The organism is Mesorhizobium sp. WSM4808 (assembly GCF_055811675.1).
In genome coordinates this window covers 13,232-30,646 of the sequence record NZ_JBVVQX010000034.1, presented here as the reverse complement: position 1 = coordinate 30,646, position 17,415 = coordinate 13,232, and the positions used below count along the sequence as shown (strand labels likewise).

Annotated in this window: 13 protein-coding genes and 3 pseudogenes; 4 read left to right on the top strand and 12 right to left on the bottom strand. The window is 57.7% G+C overall.

Going from position 1 to position 17,415, the window contains the following annotated elements; genetic code table 11:
• The 3 genes and pseudogenes from AC0L2U_RS32660 to AC0L2U_RS32650 form a co-directional block, all read right to left on the bottom strand.
• Positions 1 to 3,409, bottom strand: a pseudogene (locus AC0L2U_RS32660) (hypothetical protein); the annotation flags it as partial.
• A gap of 51 nt (positions 3,410 to 3,460) precedes the next feature.
• Positions 3,461 to 4,031: pseudogene (locus AC0L2U_RS32655) on the bottom strand (type IV secretory system conjugative DNA transfer family protein); the annotation flags it as partial.
• A 460-nt stretch (positions 4,032 to 4,491) separates the two neighbouring features.
• Positions 4,492 to 5,238, bottom strand: a complete 747-nt coding sequence (locus AC0L2U_RS32650; RefSeq protein ID WP_473603431.1) for a SpvB/TcaC N-terminal domain-containing protein — start codon at positions 5,236 to 5,238, stop codon at positions 4,492 to 4,494.
• Between the two features lie 367 nt (positions 5,239 to 5,605).
• On the opposite strand from AC0L2U_RS32650, the gene AC0L2U_RS32645 reads away from it, so the two are divergent.
• On the top strand, positions 5,606 to 5,995 hold the full coding sequence (locus AC0L2U_RS32645; RefSeq protein ID WP_473603429.1) for a hypothetical protein: 390 nt from the start codon (positions 5,606 to 5,608) through the stop codon (positions 5,993 to 5,995).
• 510 nt (positions 5,996 to 6,505) lie between these two features.
• Positions 6,506 to 9,004 (top strand): DEAD/DEAH box helicase family protein, encoded by a 2,499-nt coding sequence (locus AC0L2U_RS32640; protein WP_473603428.1) that lies wholly within the window; start codon positions 6,506 to 6,508, stop codon positions 9,002 to 9,004.
• A 100-nt stretch (positions 9,005 to 9,104) separates the two neighbouring features.
• Here AC0L2U_RS32640 and AC0L2U_RS32635 read toward each other — a convergent pair whose 3' ends face one another.
• Together AC0L2U_RS32635 and AC0L2U_RS32630 are read right to left on the bottom strand one after the other, a co-directional pair.
• The gene (locus AC0L2U_RS32635; RefSeq protein WP_473603426.1) at positions 9,105 to 9,719 is read right to left on the bottom strand and encodes an argonaute/piwi family protein; all 615 of its coding nucleotides are present in this window, start codon (positions 9,717 to 9,719) and stop codon (positions 9,105 to 9,107) included.
• A 180-nt stretch (positions 9,720 to 9,899) separates the two neighbouring features.
• A complete protein-coding gene (locus AC0L2U_RS32630) occupies positions 9,900 to 10,265 on the bottom strand; it encodes a DUF4365 domain-containing protein (protein ID WP_473603425.1) in 366 nt (121 codons plus the stop codon).
• A gap of 348 nt (positions 10,266 to 10,613) precedes the next feature.
• Between AC0L2U_RS32630 and AC0L2U_RS32625 the strand changes: the two genes are divergently transcribed.
• Both AC0L2U_RS32625 and AC0L2U_RS32620 read left to right on the top strand, forming a co-directional pair.
• Complete coding sequence (locus tag AC0L2U_RS32625; RefSeq protein WP_473603424.1) at positions 10,614 to 11,456, top strand: hypothetical protein; 843 nt, start codon at positions 10,614 to 10,616, stop codon at positions 11,454 to 11,456.
• A complete protein-coding gene (locus AC0L2U_RS32620) occupies positions 11,453 to 11,893 on the top strand; it encodes a hypothetical protein (RefSeq protein WP_473603422.1) in 441 nt (146 codons plus the stop codon). Before AC0L2U_RS32625 ends, AC0L2U_RS32620 begins: the two co-directional genes overlap by 4 nt.
• A 404-nt stretch (positions 11,894 to 12,297) precedes the next feature.
• Here the strand turns inward: AC0L2U_RS32620 and AC0L2U_RS32615 are convergent, their stop codons facing one another.
• The 7 genes and pseudogenes from AC0L2U_RS32615 to AC0L2U_RS32585 all read right to left on the bottom strand — a co-directional run bounded on the left by AC0L2U_RS32615 (position 12,298) and on the right by AC0L2U_RS32585 (position 17,415).
• Positions 12,298 to 12,537: a hypothetical protein gene (locus tag AC0L2U_RS32615; RefSeq protein WP_473603421.1), complete on the bottom strand. Its 240-nt coding sequence runs from the start codon at positions 12,535 to 12,537 to the stop codon at positions 12,298 to 12,300.
• Between the two features lie 370 nt (positions 12,538 to 12,907).
• On the bottom strand, positions 12,908 to 13,576 hold the full coding sequence (locus tag AC0L2U_RS32610; RefSeq protein WP_473603419.1) for a hypothetical protein: 669 nt from the start codon (positions 13,574 to 13,576) through the stop codon (positions 12,908 to 12,910).
• A gap of 23 nt (positions 13,577 to 13,599) precedes the next feature.
• Positions 13,600 to 13,713, bottom strand: a pseudogene (locus AC0L2U_RS32605) (Tn3 family transposase); the annotation flags it as partial.
• Between the two features lie 38 nt (positions 13,714 to 13,751).
• The gene (locus AC0L2U_RS32600) at positions 13,752 to 14,639 is read right to left on the bottom strand and encodes a phospholipase D-like domain-containing protein (RefSeq protein WP_473603418.1); all 888 of its coding nucleotides are present in this window, start codon (positions 14,637 to 14,639) and stop codon (positions 13,752 to 13,754) included.
• A gap of 63 nt (positions 14,640 to 14,702) precedes the next feature.
• Complete coding sequence (locus AC0L2U_RS32595) at positions 14,703 to 15,578, bottom strand: phospholipase D-like domain-containing protein (RefSeq protein WP_473603417.1); 876 nt, start codon at positions 15,576 to 15,578, stop codon at positions 14,703 to 14,705.
• 72 nt (positions 15,579 to 15,650) lie between these two features.
• On the bottom strand, positions 15,651 to 16,487 hold the full coding sequence (locus tag AC0L2U_RS32590) for a S1/P1 nuclease (RefSeq protein ID WP_473603415.1): 837 nt from the start codon (positions 16,485 to 16,487) through the stop codon (positions 15,651 to 15,653).
• 22 nt (positions 16,488 to 16,509) lie between these two features.
• The gene (locus AC0L2U_RS32585; RefSeq protein WP_473603414.1) at positions 16,510 to 17,415 is read right to left on the bottom strand and encodes a ComEC/Rec2 family competence protein; all 906 of its coding nucleotides are present in this window, start codon (positions 17,413 to 17,415) and stop codon (positions 16,510 to 16,512) included.

The window sequence follows — 17,415 nt, the reverse complement described above, 5'->3', positions numbered from 1 at the left end:
GATGCTGTTGAGGTCACCCGGTCCAGCGGGCATCCCTGGGTCGCTGAAAAAAGACGAGGCGGCTTGATCATCCTGCCGTTGCTGAAGCACTTCGCGGAACCCATGTTCCAGTCGCAGAAGCTTGTCTGGATGTGGCGACTCGTCAGCTTGATCGAACAGCCTCCGGGCCGTCTCGAGACCCCCGTCTGACACGAGCTCCGCATCGCGAACCCGTTGCAGCGCGGAGAGGAGCTTGCGGTTGCCTGGAAACAACCTCTCGGCGAATTTGATCCGCGAATCGTGATCCAGCCCGGAGATCGTCTGGCCCCGACTCTCAAGCGCCTCAGAAAATCTGCGGAGACTACGACCATAGACACCACGGGTGCTTGAGGCCAAGCTGCTGTCACTGGCCACTTGTTCCAAGACATGCGCGTCTGCCCTTGAGGGCACTGCCGGCCGGGCAGTCGCTGAATAGTCCGGCTCATGATACGCACGCAGGACGTTCAAAGCCTTCTTCAAATAATCGTTTTTCGGAAAGAAAGCATCGACGTGATCGACCAGGGATTGGTGATTTTTTATATCAGTCGCTTGGCCGCGAGCGCCGAGATCATTCGCCAATCGGCGAAGTGCATACTTGTACATTCGGAGCGTCGCCGCGCTATGGTGTTGCTGAGCCGCAGCGTGGGCGATCGCCTTATCAATAACGTCCTGGTGTTCGCCGGACAGATGGGGATAGCCGGTAGCACGGGCGCCACTCGCGACAGGAGCCGGATCGGCTCGGCGCGGCTCGGCCACGTGCTGCTCAAAGCCCGCTTGCCGGGCCTGGCCCGCATCCGGCAAGAGTCCATGGTGGTCCAAGGAAGAGAGCATTGCGTCTGGCACGCGTTGAGTCCCATGGGAGAAGCCGTTGGGGACGGCGAATGAGACGTCTATGGAGTTCTCGATGGCAGCGAGGGGTGCCTCAGACCTTGCGGAGGGCGCGGCCTGCGCATGCAGCCTTCCGATGTGTTCGGACCCTGTGCCTTGAACCGGCACCCCTTCCAATGGCAATTCACCCAACTGCTGCATGGGGGGCTGCATCGGCACGCGACCGCCCGAATTGCCGATTTCGCTCAGCGGCTGCTGAATGGCGGCGGCTAGCGGCGTATTCAGGACCGTCTGCCTCTCCGCTGACCGCAACAGCGCTGTGGAATGTTCATTGTTGATGATCACCCGCTCGGGTGGCAGGTGGTTGCCCTGGTCAAGCGCATCCGGCGAGGGCCGGATCTGCTGTTGGCTGGCAGCTAACGCCGGCGGGGCGGCGGCCTGAACTCCGGCGTGCCCAGAGCCGGCCGCTGCCAAAGCGTCCGCCACGCTGCTGTTGAGGTCATTCGGTCCAGCGGGCATCCCTGGGGCGCTGAAAAAAGACGAGGCGGCTTGATCATCCTGCCGTTGCTGAAGCACTTCGCGGAACCCATGTTCCAGTCGCAGAAGCTTGTCTGGATTGGTTGGCGACTCGTCAGCTTGATCGAACAGCCTCCGGGCCGTCTCGAGACCCCCGTCTGACACGGGCTCCGCATCGCGAACCCGTTGCAGCGCGGAGAGGAGATTGCGGTTGCCTGGAAACAACGTCTCGGCGAATTTGATCCGCGAATCGTGATCCAGCCCAGAGATCGTCTGGCCCCGACTCTCAAGCGCCTTAGAAAATCTGCGGAGACTACGACCATAGACAACACGGCTGCTCGAGGCCAACCTGCTGTCACTGGTCACTTGTTCGGGCCGCCGGCCAGTCGCTGAATAGCCCGGCTCATGAAACGCACGGAGGACGTTCAACGCCGTCTTTTATATCATTATTTTTCGGAAGGAAAGCATCGACGTGATCGACCAAGGATTGGTGATTTTTTAGATCAGACGCTTGGCCACGAGCGCCGAGATCATTCGCCAACTGGCGAAGTGAATACGAGTATCTTCGGAGCGTGCTCTCGCTATATTTTTGCTGAGCCGCAGCGTGGGCGATCGCCTTATCAATAACGTCCCGGTGTTCGTCGGACAGATGGGGATAGGCGGTAGCACGGGCGCCAGGTGAGGCGGACTCCGCATCGCGAACCCGTTGCAACGCAAAGATGAGATTGCGGCTGTCTGGAAACAACCTCTTGGCGAAGTCGATCCGCGAATCATGATCCAGCCCAGAGATCGTCAGGCTCTGACTCTCAAGCGCCTCAGAAAATCTGCGAAGAGTACGAACATACTCGGCACGGCTGCTTGGGGCCAAGCTGCTGTCACTGGTCACTTGTTCTATGATATGCGCGTCTGCCTTTGAGGGCACCGGCGCTGGCGGCTCATGATACGCACGCAGGACGTTCAACGCCGTCTTTATATCACCGTCTTTCGGCAAGAAAGCATCGACGTGATCGACCAGGGATTGGTGATTTTTTAGATCGGTCCCTTGGCCACGAGCGCCGAGATCATTCGCCAATCGGCGAAGTGCAGACGTGTAATTTCGGACCGTGCTCTCGCTATATTTTTTCTGAACCGCAGCGTGGGCGATCGCCTTATCAATAACGTCCCGGTGTTCGTCGGACAGATGGGGATAGCGGGTAGCACGGGCGCCACTCGCGACAGGATCGGCTCGGCGCGGCTCGGCCACGTGTTGCTCAAAGCCCACTTGCCGGGCTTGGCCCGCATCCGGCAAGGAGCCATGGCGGTCCAAGGAAGAGAGCATTGCGTCTGGGACGGGTTGAGTCCCATGAGAGAAGCCTTTGGGGACGGCGAATGAGACGTCTATGGAGTTCTCGATGGCAGCGAGGGGTGCCTCAGACCTTGCGGAGGGCGCGGCCTGCGCATGCAGCCTTCCGATGTGTTCGGACCCTGTGCCTTGAACCGGCACCCCTTCCAATGGCAATTCACCCAACTGCTGCATGGGGGGCTGCATCGGCACGCGACCGCCCGAATTGCCGATTTCGCTCAGCGGCTGCTGAATGGCGGCGGCTAGCGGCGTATTCAGGACCGTCTGCCTCTCCGCTGACCGCAACAGCGCTGTGGAATGTTCATTGTTGATGATCACCCGCTCGGGTGGCAGGTGGTTGCCCTGGTCAAGCGCATCCGGCGAGGGCCGGATCTGCTGTTGGCTGGCAGCTAACGCCGGCGGGGCGGCGGCCTGAACTCCGGCGTGCCCAGAGCCGGCCGCTGCCAAAGCGTCCGCCACGATGCTGTTGGGTCCAGCGGGCATCCTTGGGTCGCTGAAAAAAGACGAGGCGGCTTGATCATCCTGCCGTCGCTGAAGCACTTCGCTCAACCCCTGTTCCAGTCGCAGAACCTCCTCTGGATTAGTTGGCGACTCGCCAGCTTGATCGAACAGCCTCCGGGCCTCGGCAAGGTGCTGCTCATCGCCCACTTGCCGGGCCTGGCCCGCTTGCCCCTCTTCCAAGTCGGCGTCCTGCACCTGCGACAAAGCTGTTACTCGGGATGGATTACTATTTCGCGGGTCCACACTAGCCTCACATCAAACTGTATCGTCAAAGTCCTGCGCTAATCCACGCAGCGGCTCATTGAGTTGAGGTTCTGCCGAAAGCCCCTCGTCTGCTTTCATCAAGGGCGCCGGCTCCGGGAGAGCGCCTGTCTGGTTTTCAAAGATGCGTTTCAGAATGCGATCCGAAAAATATCGCACCTTCCTCAATTGCAGTGGTGGCAGACCTTTGATGAGAACGATCTCGTACTCGTCATTGAGTAGCCGCACCTGTTCGGGACGCAACAGCGGTGCACCTTGATCGAATTCTGGATGCTCCAATCGAACATTCGCGCCTGGCTGCAGAAATCGATTGGGCTTGACACGTTGTATTCACCGATAGATTTGGAAATGTAGTTTGGAGTCTCGTCATCGGCAGTGGCCACGAACACTTGCAGGCCAGTATTGCTGAGAAAATTCTGCTTGCCAGCCTCGCCATAGGCCCCCCCGTCAGAGCCGAAAGGCTTTGGATGATGAGCATGAAGCGACCCTTGTAGTCCGCGATGGTCGTAATTGCGGTCTCGATCGCCTCCAGCTTACCCAAGTGCTTGAATTCATCGAGCACAAAGAAGTGCAACGTCCTGAACTGCACGTCGCGTTTGCCTCTCGGCGGATTTGAAGCTCCCAAGATCACGTGCTGTATCGCGCGGGTTAGCGATTACCAACCGTTCTGCAACATTGGTTCAGTGGCCCGTCTGGAAGGTCAAGGTGGTTACGGCGTTCCTCGGCCCTCCTCCCGTCGCGGGATGAACTTCCAGCGGCACGTGTCAGTTTGCTATCGCGATCCATTGCTCGGCTTCCAGAGTCGTTTCTCTACCCCATGAGGTTACCACCGAAGCTTGATTTGCTACACCAATATGGTGTTACACTTGTAGTCTCGCAGAGGCTTCTCCCAGCTCTCTGGGTCACGTCGAGAGCCGTAACCGGATCAGATTTTCCGGGCGGAGGGGGTTTGCGGCGAGCCCGTTCGTGATTCAGTTTTTGCGGACGCTACCACCGACTGATTCGCTTGAAGGCCTGTCGCTTGCTCAGCTCCGCGGGCCGTTTGCTGCGCTGATCGGCTTAGTGCCAGCAGTTGGCGTCAGATTGGCGACCGCAGCCACGGAGCGGAAGGGCGAAACGGTGCCGTCGCGATCCGTCACCTTCCATTCGTTGGTGGTTCTGTTGAGCGCAATGCGGCGATAGCTCTCATTCTCCGTCGCATGCGTGCCGCCGGTCGAACACGACGGGGAGACCATGCCGGCGACGCAGGCGACCATCGCCTGGCCGTCGAGCAGGTAGACGTCATTGGCATCATAGGCCGGCATGCCATAGCCGGGCGTAGCCCGTTTGATGACATCCAAGCCGTCTAGTCCCCAGGCATAGCCCAGCCAGCCCTGGTAGAGACCGCCGAGCTTGGTCTTGCGCGACGAATTGTAATTGAGCGCGATCTGCGGCTCGATGCCATGGAAGGCGGGAACGTCGATGCCAATGGCATAGCCGAGATTGCCATTGCCGGCTACCTTGGGCAGGTCCACCTTTGGCGTGCCGATCGCTTCGGGATCGCCGCTGTCGGTTGTCGTGGTGGTCGTGGCCGCTTGCTCCTCAGGGGCTTCTGGAGCGGCCTCGGTATCGCTTGTCTCTGCCGCCGTACCGGATTTGGCTGTCTTGGCATCCTTGCTATCGACTGCGTTGGCATCGGCAGGTTTGGTACCAACCTTGGCCGCTGCATCAGGGCTGCCGGCCGCGGCCGTTCCGCCCGGCGCGGCATCTGGCGCCGCACCTGTCGTCGGCACCCCGGTGTCCGACGCCGATGTGCCTCCGCCACCCGCCGACTGCCTGCCGCCAAGTGCGGCGCCGCCATTGCCGAAGCCCGCGGGCGCGCCGAGTTGAGGCGAAGTGCCCTGCGCTTCTTGCGCAACAGCATCTATCCCCGCACTTCCCCTAATATAACAAACGAAAGAAGTATCCGCGCCAACAACCCAGCGGCAAGAAAAGCCGCGCCAACAAGCAATCGGTTCATGAAGCCCCCAAGCCAAGATGCTTACCGATACTCTTCCCTCACCGCCGCGATATGATACCAGCCCGTCACAACACAATATCCACAGACTTATTTGTAGTCGTGTAGCCGAAGCTCGCGCCTGACGGGCGCCGAAGGTTCGTGTGAACGATCGCGCGAGTTCCGCTGTGCCGTCAGGAATTATCTGTCGTTGTCCGGAATTAAGCCGGGCTTCGGAGGTCGTGCGCGGCATTGTGCGCACCATGGCAAACCGTAGGTCTACGCCGGCGGCCTTGCGGCTGCCGGTCGCCCGCATGCAACCACCGAGTAACAGCTTGAGTTATATCTGTCGTGACAATCGCACCTGGCATCGCCAGCGCCTGAAAAAGGCGCGCCTAGAGGCGCACGGCTGGACCTTGGTCGAAAGGGCTGCTTCGGTTTACCAATCCTGTCGTCCTGGGTTGACCAATCCGTTGTTGACCGTGAGCGGGTTTACCAATAAGGGCGGCTATATTTTACGCAAATCCAATAACTTAACGCCAATCCAGAACTAATTGTCATTGAGGCTATTTAGTAAACTCGATCTTTGCATTGGAAACTCCTACCTTCAGCCAGAAAACGCTCTCAATCGCATAGGTCACCCACAAGCGACCCACAAATTCCGGACTGGTAAACCCCGTGAAGGCCAAATAATTCCGGACGTCACAGTGTGTTCCACTGTGCCCTTTTATGCGACTTTCGAAGCACAAAACGCGAACATGCAGTGGCGGCCTATGTGTTTTCGACGTCAACAGCATTGGCTCACTTCGGCTATCGGCCGGCTTGTGAATGGCCGCAAGGGGCCGTCAGCGGACGGTCAGGTATCGGCTGGTTTTCCCAAGAAGCTGCCGTTCAGCGTCCGACCTCATTGTGGTCGTTCAGACCAAGCCGGCCGATTTCCCAAGCGGACGCCCGAGTCAGAAATTACTCTGGCTACAGAATTCGGATAGACTGTTTACGATCGTGCTTGGCGCGTGTAATCCCGACATGGATGTTGATGTGTCTCCTCTTTTTTGTGATTGCAAATGGTCGACTTCAAGAAAAAGCTTGGCGGTAAAGTCGTCGAGAAACAGACGGATCCCGTCAAGCTTTACGACACTTTGGATCGCGAGGCGGACAAAGGCCCCTTGCGTCCGGCCCAGATTGCTGTGCTCACGAAATGGTTCGAGATCGACGCTGACAAGCGCGACTCGATCGTTAAGCTGCATACGGGCCAAGGCAAGACGTTGATCGGCCTCCTGATGCTGCAATCGCGTTTGAACGCCGGCCATGGACCAGTGATTTATATTTGCCCAAACAACTTCCTAGTCGACCAGACATGCGAGCAGGCACGCCAATTCGGAATACGGACGTGTACTTCGGAAGGCGATCTGCCAGAGGATTTCATCGACGGCCGGTCCATCTTAGTCACGTCAGTGCAGAAGGTCTTCAACGGCCTGACTAAGTTCGGACTCAACAAGCAGTCGGTACCGGTCGACACGATGTTGATGGACGACGCGCATGCCTGTTCGGACACGATCCGCAACCAATGCCGAATTCACATCCCCCGCGAAGAGGAGGCCTACAGCCTTTTGAAGGCGCTGTTTTCCGCCGATCTAGAACAACAGGGCATGGGCACCTACGCCGACATAGAGAACGAGAAGCGAGACGCGTTCCTGCCGGTGCCTTACTGGGCGTGGATTCCGCGGGAAGCCGAGGTGGCCGGCATCCTTTCGAAATATTCTGACCGCAAGTCGATCAAGTTCGCCTGGCCCTTGCTCAAAAACATTCTAACTCATTGCCAATGCGTCATTTCAGGAAATTCCGTCGAGATCGAGCCATACATCGCGCCGCTCGACGCTTTCGGTTCTTTCGACAAAGCCAGGCATCGCATCTTTATGTCCGCCACCGTCACCGACGACGCATTCCTCGTCAAAGGCTTACGGCTTTCGCCAGAAACGATAGCCAAACCGCTGACGTACGACGGGGAAAAGTGGTCGGGCGAAAAAATGGTGTTGTTGCCGTCGCTCATCCACGAGTATCTGGACCACGGCTTGATCGTCGAGAAGCGAACTTACGGACGAGTGGCGCTCGTGCCCAGCTTCGAAAAGGCGAAGCCTTGGGAAAGCGGTGGCGCCGTAGTCCCGAAGACTGAGACTATCGGCGCCGTGATCGACGCGCTTTCTCGAGGCGAATTCGAAGACACCGTCGTCCTCGTGAACCGCTATGACGGGATTGATCTACCGGACAAGACGTGCCGCGTCCTCGTCTTCGACTCAAAACCTTACGCCGAGAGCCTCACAGACCTCTACGAAGAGCAATGCCGTCCGCATAGCGCCGCGACCCTAATGCGTGCAGTGCGCACCGTTGAGCAGGGCATGGGTAGAAGCGTGCGCGGCGAGAAGGATTACTCGGTCGTCGTCGTCATCGGATCGGACCTCGTCAGACTGCTTCGGGATAAGTCTTCGCGTCGGTTTCTGTCGTCGCAAATGGCAACGCAGATCGAGATCGGCCTGGAAATCACCGATATGGCCAAGCAGGATATCGAGGACGGCATAGAGCCTTTGCAGGCCTTTGTCGATCTCGCGAGCAAATGTCTCAAGCGCGACGACGACTGGAAGGCGTTCTACGCCGAGCAAATGGAGAAGGTTTCAGTGGCCGGCTCCGATGAAACGGCTTTGAAGCTCTATAAATCTGAGTTGGATGCCGAACTAGCACATATAAGGGGCGACTACGCCGGTGCCGTTAAGATGGTTCAGGCCATCATCGATATGGGCGCCCTTGACGACGACGAGAAGGGTTGGCATCTGCAAACCCAGGCCCGTTACAACTTCTTGTCCAATCGCCCCGAAGCGGATATTCTGCAGATCGCTGCCCACAAGCGCAACCGGCTCCTGCTTAAACCTGCGTCGGGTGTCACTGTCACTAAACTCACCGTGGTGAGCCAGGGCCGCGCAGAGCGCGTCAAGAAATGGATCGGAAACCACAACGATTATGCAGACCTCAATGTCGGGGTCACCGACATGCTGGGCAGACTGGTTTTCGGAACAAAGGCAGACAAGTTCGAGGCCGCGCTTAACGAGTTGAGCTTCGCTCTCGGTTTCGTCGGAGAGCGGCCGGACACAGAGTGGAAAGAGGGCCCCGACAACCTCTGGGCGCTGGACGACAGCCAGTACATCTTGTTCGAATGCAAAAGCGAAGTCGGCGTGACCCGCGCCGACATAAACAAGCGGGAAGCCGAGCAGATGAACCGGTCGAGCGCATGGTTCGACAAGCATTACAAGGATATGAAGGTCAAGCGTCTCATTGTCCATCCGGCCGGAAAGATCGAAAGCGCTGCGGCGTTCACCCATTACGTGGAAGGCGTCCGGGAGTCGGACCTCAAGAACCTGGTCAAAGCCACGCGCGAGTTCTTCAAGTCGTTCGAAAACCAGAACCTTGACGATCTCACCGCGACCCATATCCAAAAGGTCCTCGACGCCCACGGATTGTCGGTTCCCAACCTTCTCTCTAACTACTCCCGCAAGCTCAAAGACATGAAATGATCCGAGGGAGTGTGCTACGGCCGAGGCGGTACCACTCTGGACGAGTGATCGTCTCGTTAGCTAGTCCGCATGCACGTTGCCGTGCTTTGGGATCGGCAAGTTACATGTAGAAACTGTACCGGGGTGCTATCTCCTGATCTTCACCGACGTATTTCAGAACTTCGCCCACTTGCCGGGCGGCTGCGATCGTGATGGGGAGCCCGTTGTCGAACTGAGTGTTGTTCCAGTTCATTTTTGTCAGTGCCAGGGTCACGTGGGCTATGTGCTGGAGAGGCTGGCCGAGAACCTGACAGCGAAGTAGAAGCGGCCTTGGGATGTACATTCCAGGGTACGTTCGGAAAAACTCGACATTGCCTTTAGTATAGAGCAGCGCCTGGTCTTTATCGATCCGCAGTAAGCTACCCCTGAGCGGCGGATAAACGCCGAGTCGGTAGAGACGGGTCATCGACTTCCGAATCCAAATAAAGTCTGCGTAGTCGATATCTCGCTCGTCTATCGCTCTGTGAAAGCCATCCAGTTCGTTGCGGTCAAACTTCGATGTCTTGTGAAGGACCACCCGCGCCGGGTAGTGGTCATGCTGTTTGCGGAACACCTTCAGAGAGTCCCGGAGAAGGGTATACGCGTCCTCCGCGGTTAGGTGGGGTGAGCGATCTTCTTCGCTTTCCACCATCCGGCCACCGCGGAGGATGAGGCCCTCGCCTCGTTCGTCGAACATCTGCGCTGTGCTGGTATGGACGAAGTCGCCATCGACAGACCTGTAAAGCTCAATCCAACGAACGACGTCCTGCGTTCACGTGCATCACGCGCAAGGCGCCAGGGCAATCCGCCTGCCTTGTAGTAGATCGCAGTCACGAGGTTCCAAGCGATGGTTGCCGCATCCTGCGTACGCCGTTGGCTACTTTCCTTGAGCTTTCTTGATAGATTTCCAATACGCCTTTCCATCCTGCAATTTGACGACGATCAGCAGGACCGGTGCCGTTCCGTGCATCCAGTACTGAATATCAGAATCCGTAACGGGAAACTCAAAGGAAGAATCCGTTTCAGCCTGCAACCAGCTGCGCTCGGTCGCCTTGCCTTGAACCTGAAGACTCAGATTGCTGACCACCCCGGTAGTGTCGTCACGCAACTCCACGTAACCGTCAATTCCAGCCTCGACGCCGCCGGTCTCGTAGAACATAAAACCCATGCTCAATACGATCTGGCGGATATGGGCGATGCCTTTCTCGCCGATAATATCCGCTCGCCCAATCTTCTTCGACATGAACTCCCCCAAGACTTCCTGAGCCGAGAGAATCAACAGGAGTCGTCTACAAGTAGATACGACGACCTTGGACGTTCATCAATTTCGAGGGCGAACGCTCCTGACGAGCGAAGTATCGACGCTGTGAGCCCCGTCACTGGAGTCGAATATCTCTTGGAGACGAACCATCAGCGCGGGGCGAGCGCGATCTTGAACGCTTCGACATCACCGGACTCGCCAGGTGCACGCTGGCGGTGTTCGTCTCGGACAAGCTGGCACCCCGAATGTATTGAGTCCTGTCTTCGCGGGGGGACGAGTTTGCGCTAACGTGGTGCTTGGGGGTGCCAATTGTTACAACCTCGATTATTGTTGAAGGATCACCGCAAGCTGGTTTTTGAGCCTGGCGGCTCCCGCCGGACTTTGCCCAATCTCCGTGAATCCGACATCCTGTCTGGCGGCGATGAAGGGCACTTAAAAATGCCTGATCAAAGGGAAGAGCAAACCAATGATCCGGGTTATGACGTCGCTTACAATGACCCAGACGGGCAGTTCGTGGCAGTGCAGGTCAAGCTGGGCAGCGCGACCAAGACCGGCAGCGGCCCGGGGAAAACCCTGGAGAAGTGGGCTCGCTTTCCGTCCGACCGGGGGTACCCGTTCGATCGAACGGAACTCTGGCTTTTGGACCGAGCCAGTCTCACGCTGCAAATCTGGTCAGCGGGCAGGAACGAGCCTGACGCTCAATTTGGCTTGGCCGACGTGGTCGAGACCGGAGTTAATCCGGACGTTTCCAACCGGCGATCATCGCAGAAGTTTGATAGCGCGAGGGTGGAGGAGCGCGTAGCCCGATGGATCGAGCAGGTTGAAGCGCTTTTCACCCAGATCGAGGAGTGGGTGCAACCGCACGGTTACTCGGTCGACCGGACGCAGACTGTTTCGATGAACGAAGAGATGATGCAGCGCTTTGCAGTGGCCGCTGTGAAGCTTCCCATGTTGCGGATACGAAAGGGGACGCGTGTCGCTGCAACAATTTTTCCTGTTGGTCTGTGGGTTATTGGCGCGAACGGCAGAGTCGACGTGCTCACGCCCAGCGGCGGGGCGACGATCATAAACGCCAGCGACACGCCAAATGATCCAATCTGGATGATTTACTCCTCACCAAGCTCGAAGGCGGTGAGGCTTGACCAACAGCAGCTTATCGCAGCCATCAAATGAGAGAGCTAATTCTCGCAAGTCAACTACATGCGCAGCTTGATACAGACTATGCGAGGAAACTGTTCCGCTCGACGGCACGCAATCACCAGCACGCCATAGCGCGATACACCGAACTTCGCCGTATCAACGATGGCGCATACTTTCTCATCATCTTCGGGACATTTGAGCGATACATCACCGACCGCGCCGATACGGCCGTAAAAGCCAGAACCGGGAAGCCGCTCTTTCGCCACAGGCGAGCATGGGAGACGCTCTTAAACGGGACAAAGCTACAAACCTCATTTTTGAATAGAGTGCGCGTGCTGCTCGATATGCGATCGCAAAACTTCACCAAGATCGCCGACTACTATGCCGTTCGCAATGATCTGGCGCATGAGGGCATAACAGCAAAGGTGTTTAGCATCCCCACCGTGTTGCGGACCTTCAAACGGCGATAAATTGCTCCGATCGTAGCTACGTCGCCATCCAGCCCCGCGCTGAGTGGCAGGCGTTAGTTTCGTTGACAAGTCCTGCATGCAAGACGCGGGGCCGCGGAACACAGCAAGTGTGGATCGATGCGCCAGGCAGTTGGCCTGGTTTGCGTAATCCTGAAGTGTAGGGTTAAGCCTCCGTCCAAGCCCCTCCGCGGAACGTCGGCTTTTAGGTCAAAGCAAGTTTGCGGAAACGACCACCATGAGGCTCAAAGCCGCCGTTCACCTCTCCTTCGAGTCAGCACTCCGGCCGGCAACAATCGTCGAGGCCTCCAACAGGGCGAAATGGGTATTTCACACTGGCGCGCAACCTGGGTGATGAAGGTAAGCCACAACTCACCGAGCTGATTGGCGATCCAGCGTTAGCCGTCTCAACCTGAAATCGCGGCAACGTTTGCCGACGACTGATCCAATGCCAACCGTAATCGCTCCATTTCCGGGCGACTGTGTTCACGGGCGGCAAAGATCTGGGCTCTTGTCTGCTTGAGTTGCTCAAGACCGAGAATCAAGGCGCCCTGCAGCCGCTTGCGGTCGCCGAGAATATCCTGGTCAATCTGCGCGATATCGCGTGGATCGATCGCCCGTGAGGGATCGAAGACAAAGCGGGCCAATTCAACAACTTCTGCGCGGTTTTGGGTCCGAATCCGGGCACGCTGTAAAGCTTGTTCCTCTCGACATCCAGGGCTGTTTCGACGCCATACGACTCCAGGACCTGTTTCTTGCCCGGTCCAATGCTCCCGATCTTTGCCGATGAGATTTCAAAGTTGTCCAGGAACCGGTGCAATTGCGCCTGACGACGGTTGCGCTCGAGCTCCGAGATCCTGGCTACCCGTTTGGAAGGTAAGATGTCCCATTCGCGCCTGAGCCCGGCGAGCACCGTTTTTTGCCTGTCGAAGGCATCCGGCCCTCTGCATCCACGTGGTTTGCGCGTTTTTCCACTGGGTGGCGGCCTCGCCGGCGATGCGCCGGTATTCCGCAGCCTCACTGTCCCTGTTCAAGAAGCCTCTCAACCCCAGAAAAAACGCCCAAGGCGATGCCCAGCACCCAGATCTGCGCCATCATCAAGCCAGCGACGCCGACCACTGCGGCCGCTATCCCTGCCCGGAAGTTGGTGCGGCGCGCGTACCCCTTGAGCTTCAGGGCGTTGGGATCTGGTGTCACATTCTTTTCGGGGACGGTTGGCACCGACCCGGGATGCGGGATGGCGTCCACCTGCCGCTGGAATCCGGCGACATCGAAAAGAGTAGCCCCGCCGGCGGGAACGACGGTTGAGAACAGTGGGACGCCCGTGGCGCCTTCCATTTTGCACCAAGGGCATGGCGTTGAGCCAAGTGACCAGTGGCTGGAATTGGCGGAGCACTGCTTGAGGTTCGCTTCAAGGTCCGCTAGGGCAGCCACCCAGTCCCGAGCCACGGGCCTGCCAGCCGACGTTCCCCTTTGCGAGAAGGCATCCTCTAACATCTTTGAAAGTCGTGGGCCGACAATGGCGAGTTCGGGGGAACTCGGAGGCCTCGCCATTCCGACCGCGGCGGCGTTCGCCCCGTAGGGAAAGCGATACTCCTCGATCGCCTTCGAAATCGGCATGTCGCCGGTTCCCGCGTAGCGGCCGGCAAAGGGGTGTTTGCCCATGAACAGCAACAGGAAAACCATCACGGCCAAACCGAAATTACGACGGCGCGGTCGCTTGCTCGGAAGAACTCGTCATCAGATGACGACGTCGTGCCATTGCCCCAACGGCGAGAATGCGGATGGCGGGTGTGTGCGTCCGTGACGCAGGCCTGGGCTGCGATTGAGGCCACCGTGGTCGACCGAACGCAAGTCGGGCCTAGCCGGCACTTGCCGTTGCGGCCAGCCAGAACCTCAATTCAGGCGACTTTTCTTCAGAGTCCTTGATGTAGCGCTCCTGCCAGTCGTCTTTATCACTGAGGGGCTTGCCGAACGTGTCCGGGTATTTCTTGAGCCAGTAGCGGTAAGCGTAGTGGTCGGAGAGATCGAGTACATGGCAGGCATAGGCCTCGGCCAACGGGCGATGACCATGCACGTTCACCATGTTCTCGTCGTTGTTATGGGAGGCTCGATAGCCGAGATTGTGCGAACCGGTGATGACCACGCATTCGTCGCTAAATGGGTCAATGACGACCACTTTGTTGTGGATGATGGCGAACCCGGCCTTGTAGATTTCCTTCTCCCAACGGCCGAAGGCATCATCGATCGCATCAGCGGGGATCGCGCGGTAGTCAGGCACGGTCCCGACCTTTCCCTTGACTTTCTTAACGCCACCACCCTCGCCAATTACTCCGACGTTGAAACCGGCCTGCCCTGGTTGTTCATCACCTGAGCCTGCATGCAAGGCCTCGGCGAAGTTTGCGGCCCGCACCGTGCTCGTCAGGGCGCCTCGCACAAAAAGGTTCGGGTTGTTGCGCAGCGCGTTGCCGGCAGCATCGAGGATGGAGTTGTTCCCGGGATCGAAAGCCAAGAAGAGCACGGCATGTTTTGCCGCGCCGACGAGCTCGTAGAGCCGAGCCATGTCATTGGGAATTTCCTTCGGAGGACGTTGCAGCAAATCCTCGGTGTTGCGAGAAAACAGCACCTCGATGTGAGCGCTGCCGTCTTCAAGAGTCATCGGGTTGGCAATCGCCTTGGCATTGGCCGCGGTTGGCTCGCCGAAACGCCGGATCCTGCAGCTTCTGCGGCGTATCAGCACCCAGTTCACTGAAATGCTTGACCGAGGTCCAATACTCTTTGTAGCGGGCAGCGACCAATGGCGATTTGATGATCAATGTATTGTGGTCTGCGTGGCAAGCCCGGTGCTCGTCCAATTGGTGGAGCCAGTCAGCACCTTCGTTGGTTTGCCGTTTTCCTCCAAAACCATGAACTTGTTGTGAGGAATGCTGCCATCGGGCAGAATGCGGTCGGTCACATTCACGCCGGCGGCATGGAGATTGCGACGATTGTCGGAATCCGCATCGTCGACCTCCACGCCATTTTTTTTGCCACGCTCGTTTCCAAGCACGACATTGCGGATCTTGGGATCGCCATGGTCATGGGCTTGAAGGCGAACTTCGACGCCTAGCGGATCGTTGAGTTCATAAAGTGCGCTGAAGATTTCGGCCCCAACCGTTCGATCAGCTTGGTCAAGCAGAGACGTTACCCCCATAAACAACTCTCCCTCGAGCGCAACCCTAATGGAGTCGTGGGGATCGGCGACACGCTTGAGCAAAAGGTTTCCGTTAGCTTTGTCGCCAAGGGCCCGCGTCACGGCTTGCGTGGCCACGATCCCGCGGTTGAAATAGGCTTCGAAAATGCCCCTATCCGCGGTGACCGCCACCGAATTGGACAAAAGCGGTTCGGCGTCTTTAAGCGCCTGCAATTGGCCAGGTGTTCCACCCATCGGCACTATTCGGTAGCGCACCTGAGAACCTCGCCGGACATAGAGGTCCTTCCACCAGAATTTCTGGATCGGGGCGTCTTCGGTTGTCGCGCCCTTCTGATCCTCGAACCCGGCAAAGCGTGCCATCGCCGGTAGCACTTGCTCCGTACCGGCAGTCAGGTCCTGCCGGAATATCGCAAAACCGAGGCAGCCGTTGAGATGTCGATCATATGTCCACGCGACGAGGGCAATGTCGTTATTGGAGAATGCCAGAGCTTTCATGGAACGTTCCTCATTGAACCGGACAGGCAGGGAGGCACGAAATCACGGACGCGCGCAGGCGCCAGAACGGCTTTAGGGCAGGGGGCATGCGGGAGCAGTGGCCAACCAGCGGTTCAGAACCGCAGCAAGCCTTAAGCCCGCGCGGCCGAGCTGCTCATCCACGACGGGCAAAGCTTTTGCGTAATAGTCGTTGTCGAGAGTTGCGCCGTTAGTGATGCCGGCGGCCATGTCCTGCGCCATGGCATGGGCTTCTAACGTCCAGGCTACTGGGTCAAGCGTTTCAGAGGCCTCGGGATGCTTGAGCAGCCAGTCAGTCTCTAGGCGATCAACATAGGAGCCCCAGGCATAGGTGGTTTGCTTGATGATTGTGCTGTCCCACACCGCATGAAGGTTGTCGGCAGGGTTCTTAGGCGGACTTTTGATCAACCCACCGAACTTCACGGTGACTGCGAGCGCGTTCTCGCCGGTGTTGTCAGCCACGGTGTGGAATGGTTGGTGGAGATCTCCCACGATGTGAATGAGGTAACGCAGGCTATCCCTGCGCTGCATAGGGTCTGTTGCGCAGGTGATTTCATGCTCGGCTCGATCGATCTCAGCGATGGCGCAATCACCTTGCGCATTCGCGGCGCATTGGGACACCGGGTCGAACTTGCTGTCGGCCAGAGGAATGTCGACGAAGTGCCAATTGTAGCTTTCCGGATGGATTGCGTAGCGAACATCGTCGGCCCAGCTCGCAACAGATGCCATCGCCACTTCTCCGCCCAGGATGCGCTTGACTTCCATCAGCGCGGTGGAGGAAAGGCGCCGTTGGGCGATTTCTGCCACGATAGAATGCCCTTCGGGACCCCATGCAAGCGCTTGGCTGCAAGCCCCGCCGGTGAGCAAGATTCCCAGCATCAAAGACTTCATGACAGTCCTCCCTCTGCTGTGCCTAACCATCCAAGGTGTATTCGGTCTCGACGGTTATCGAACCGACGTAGTTGGGATAGGCAGTCATCCCCTCGTCATCGAGGACGTCCTCACGACTATAGTCTTCGTTTGAGACGTAGAAATGAACCTTATCGCCAATACAGTCCATAGTGATGTCACCGGCTTCGTTCTGTGTCACGATTTTATAGCCGGTGTAGTAGTTTAGATGGCGGGAGGGCGCCTCGCCGATCACAATGATCTGGGGGTCAAGTTTTTCAAGCCACGAGTTAGGAATTTTACCGGTCTTTCGACCATGGTGAGGGGCAAATACGACCGTCGTCTTCTCCAGCTCGATGCTGTCCAGAATTTCTTCCATGAACTCGGTGTGCAGATCGCCGATCCATATAAAACTCGCGCCGTCCTTTATCGAATAGCGCGCCACCAAAGACATGTTGTTGAAGGCAGTACCATCTGTAGCTTCCTCAAGTGCTGCCTGGTAGCTCGCGTTTGCAACCTCGGGCCAGAGGATGCTGATGCCGGCATTCGAACGCGTGTCATCACTGACGTTCATCCATTTTCGGGAGCAGCCCTTGTAGACATGGAATGCGGCTGACGAGTCCCGCAACTTGCAATAGTGCTTGAACGACTCCGAGGGTGAGTCCTTGGTTGCCTGATTGGCAACACAATAGAAATTCACGATATTGATCTGGTCGTCGAGGTAGGCGAGGCCGAGGATATGGTCTTCGTCAGGGTGGGTCGAGATGAACCTCGAAATCCCCTTATCCGATGAGGACGCCTTGATTTCCTTTACGATGGCATCTTTCAAAATGTCGCTCATGCAACAATCGATGATTGTAAAATTATCGGTGGCGTGCCGAATGTAAAACATGTCGCCGTTACCGACCGACAGCGATTTGACCAGTGGCAT

What these genes read in the sequence shown, in the direction of transcription:
- AC0L2U_RS32640 (WP_473603428.1), top strand. Translation starts at nt 6,506, where the DNA reads ATGGTCGACTTCAAGAAAAAGCTTGGCGGTAAAGTCGTCGAGAAACAG.
- AC0L2U_RS32630 (WP_473603425.1), bottom strand. Translation starts at nt 10,265, where the DNA reads ATGTCGAAGAAGATTGGGCGAGCGGATATTATCGGCGAGAAAGGCATC.
- AC0L2U_RS32610 (WP_473603419.1), bottom strand. Translation starts at nt 13,576, where the DNA reads ATGGTTTTCCTGTTGCTGTTCATGGGCAAACACCCCTTTGCCGGCCGC.
- AC0L2U_RS32620 (WP_473603422.1), top strand. Translation starts at nt 11,453, where the DNA reads ATGAGAGAGCTAATTCTCGCAAGTCAACTACATGCGCAGCTTGATACA.
- AC0L2U_RS32590 (WP_473603415.1), bottom strand. Translation starts at nt 16,487, where the DNA reads ATGAAGTCTTTGATGCTGGGAATCTTGCTCACCGGCGGGGCTTGCAGC.
- AC0L2U_RS32635 (WP_473603426.1), bottom strand. Translation starts at nt 9,719, where the DNA reads ATGTTCGACGAACGAGGCGAGGGCCTCATCCTCCGCGGTGGCCGGATG.
- AC0L2U_RS32595 (WP_473603417.1), bottom strand. Translation starts at nt 15,578, where the DNA reads ATGAAAGCTCTGGCATTCTCCAATAACGACATTGCCCTCGTCGCGTGG.
- AC0L2U_RS32585 (WP_473603414.1), bottom strand. Translation starts at nt 17,415, where the DNA reads ATGCCACTGGTCAAATCGCTGTCGGTCGGTAACGGCGACATGTTTTAC.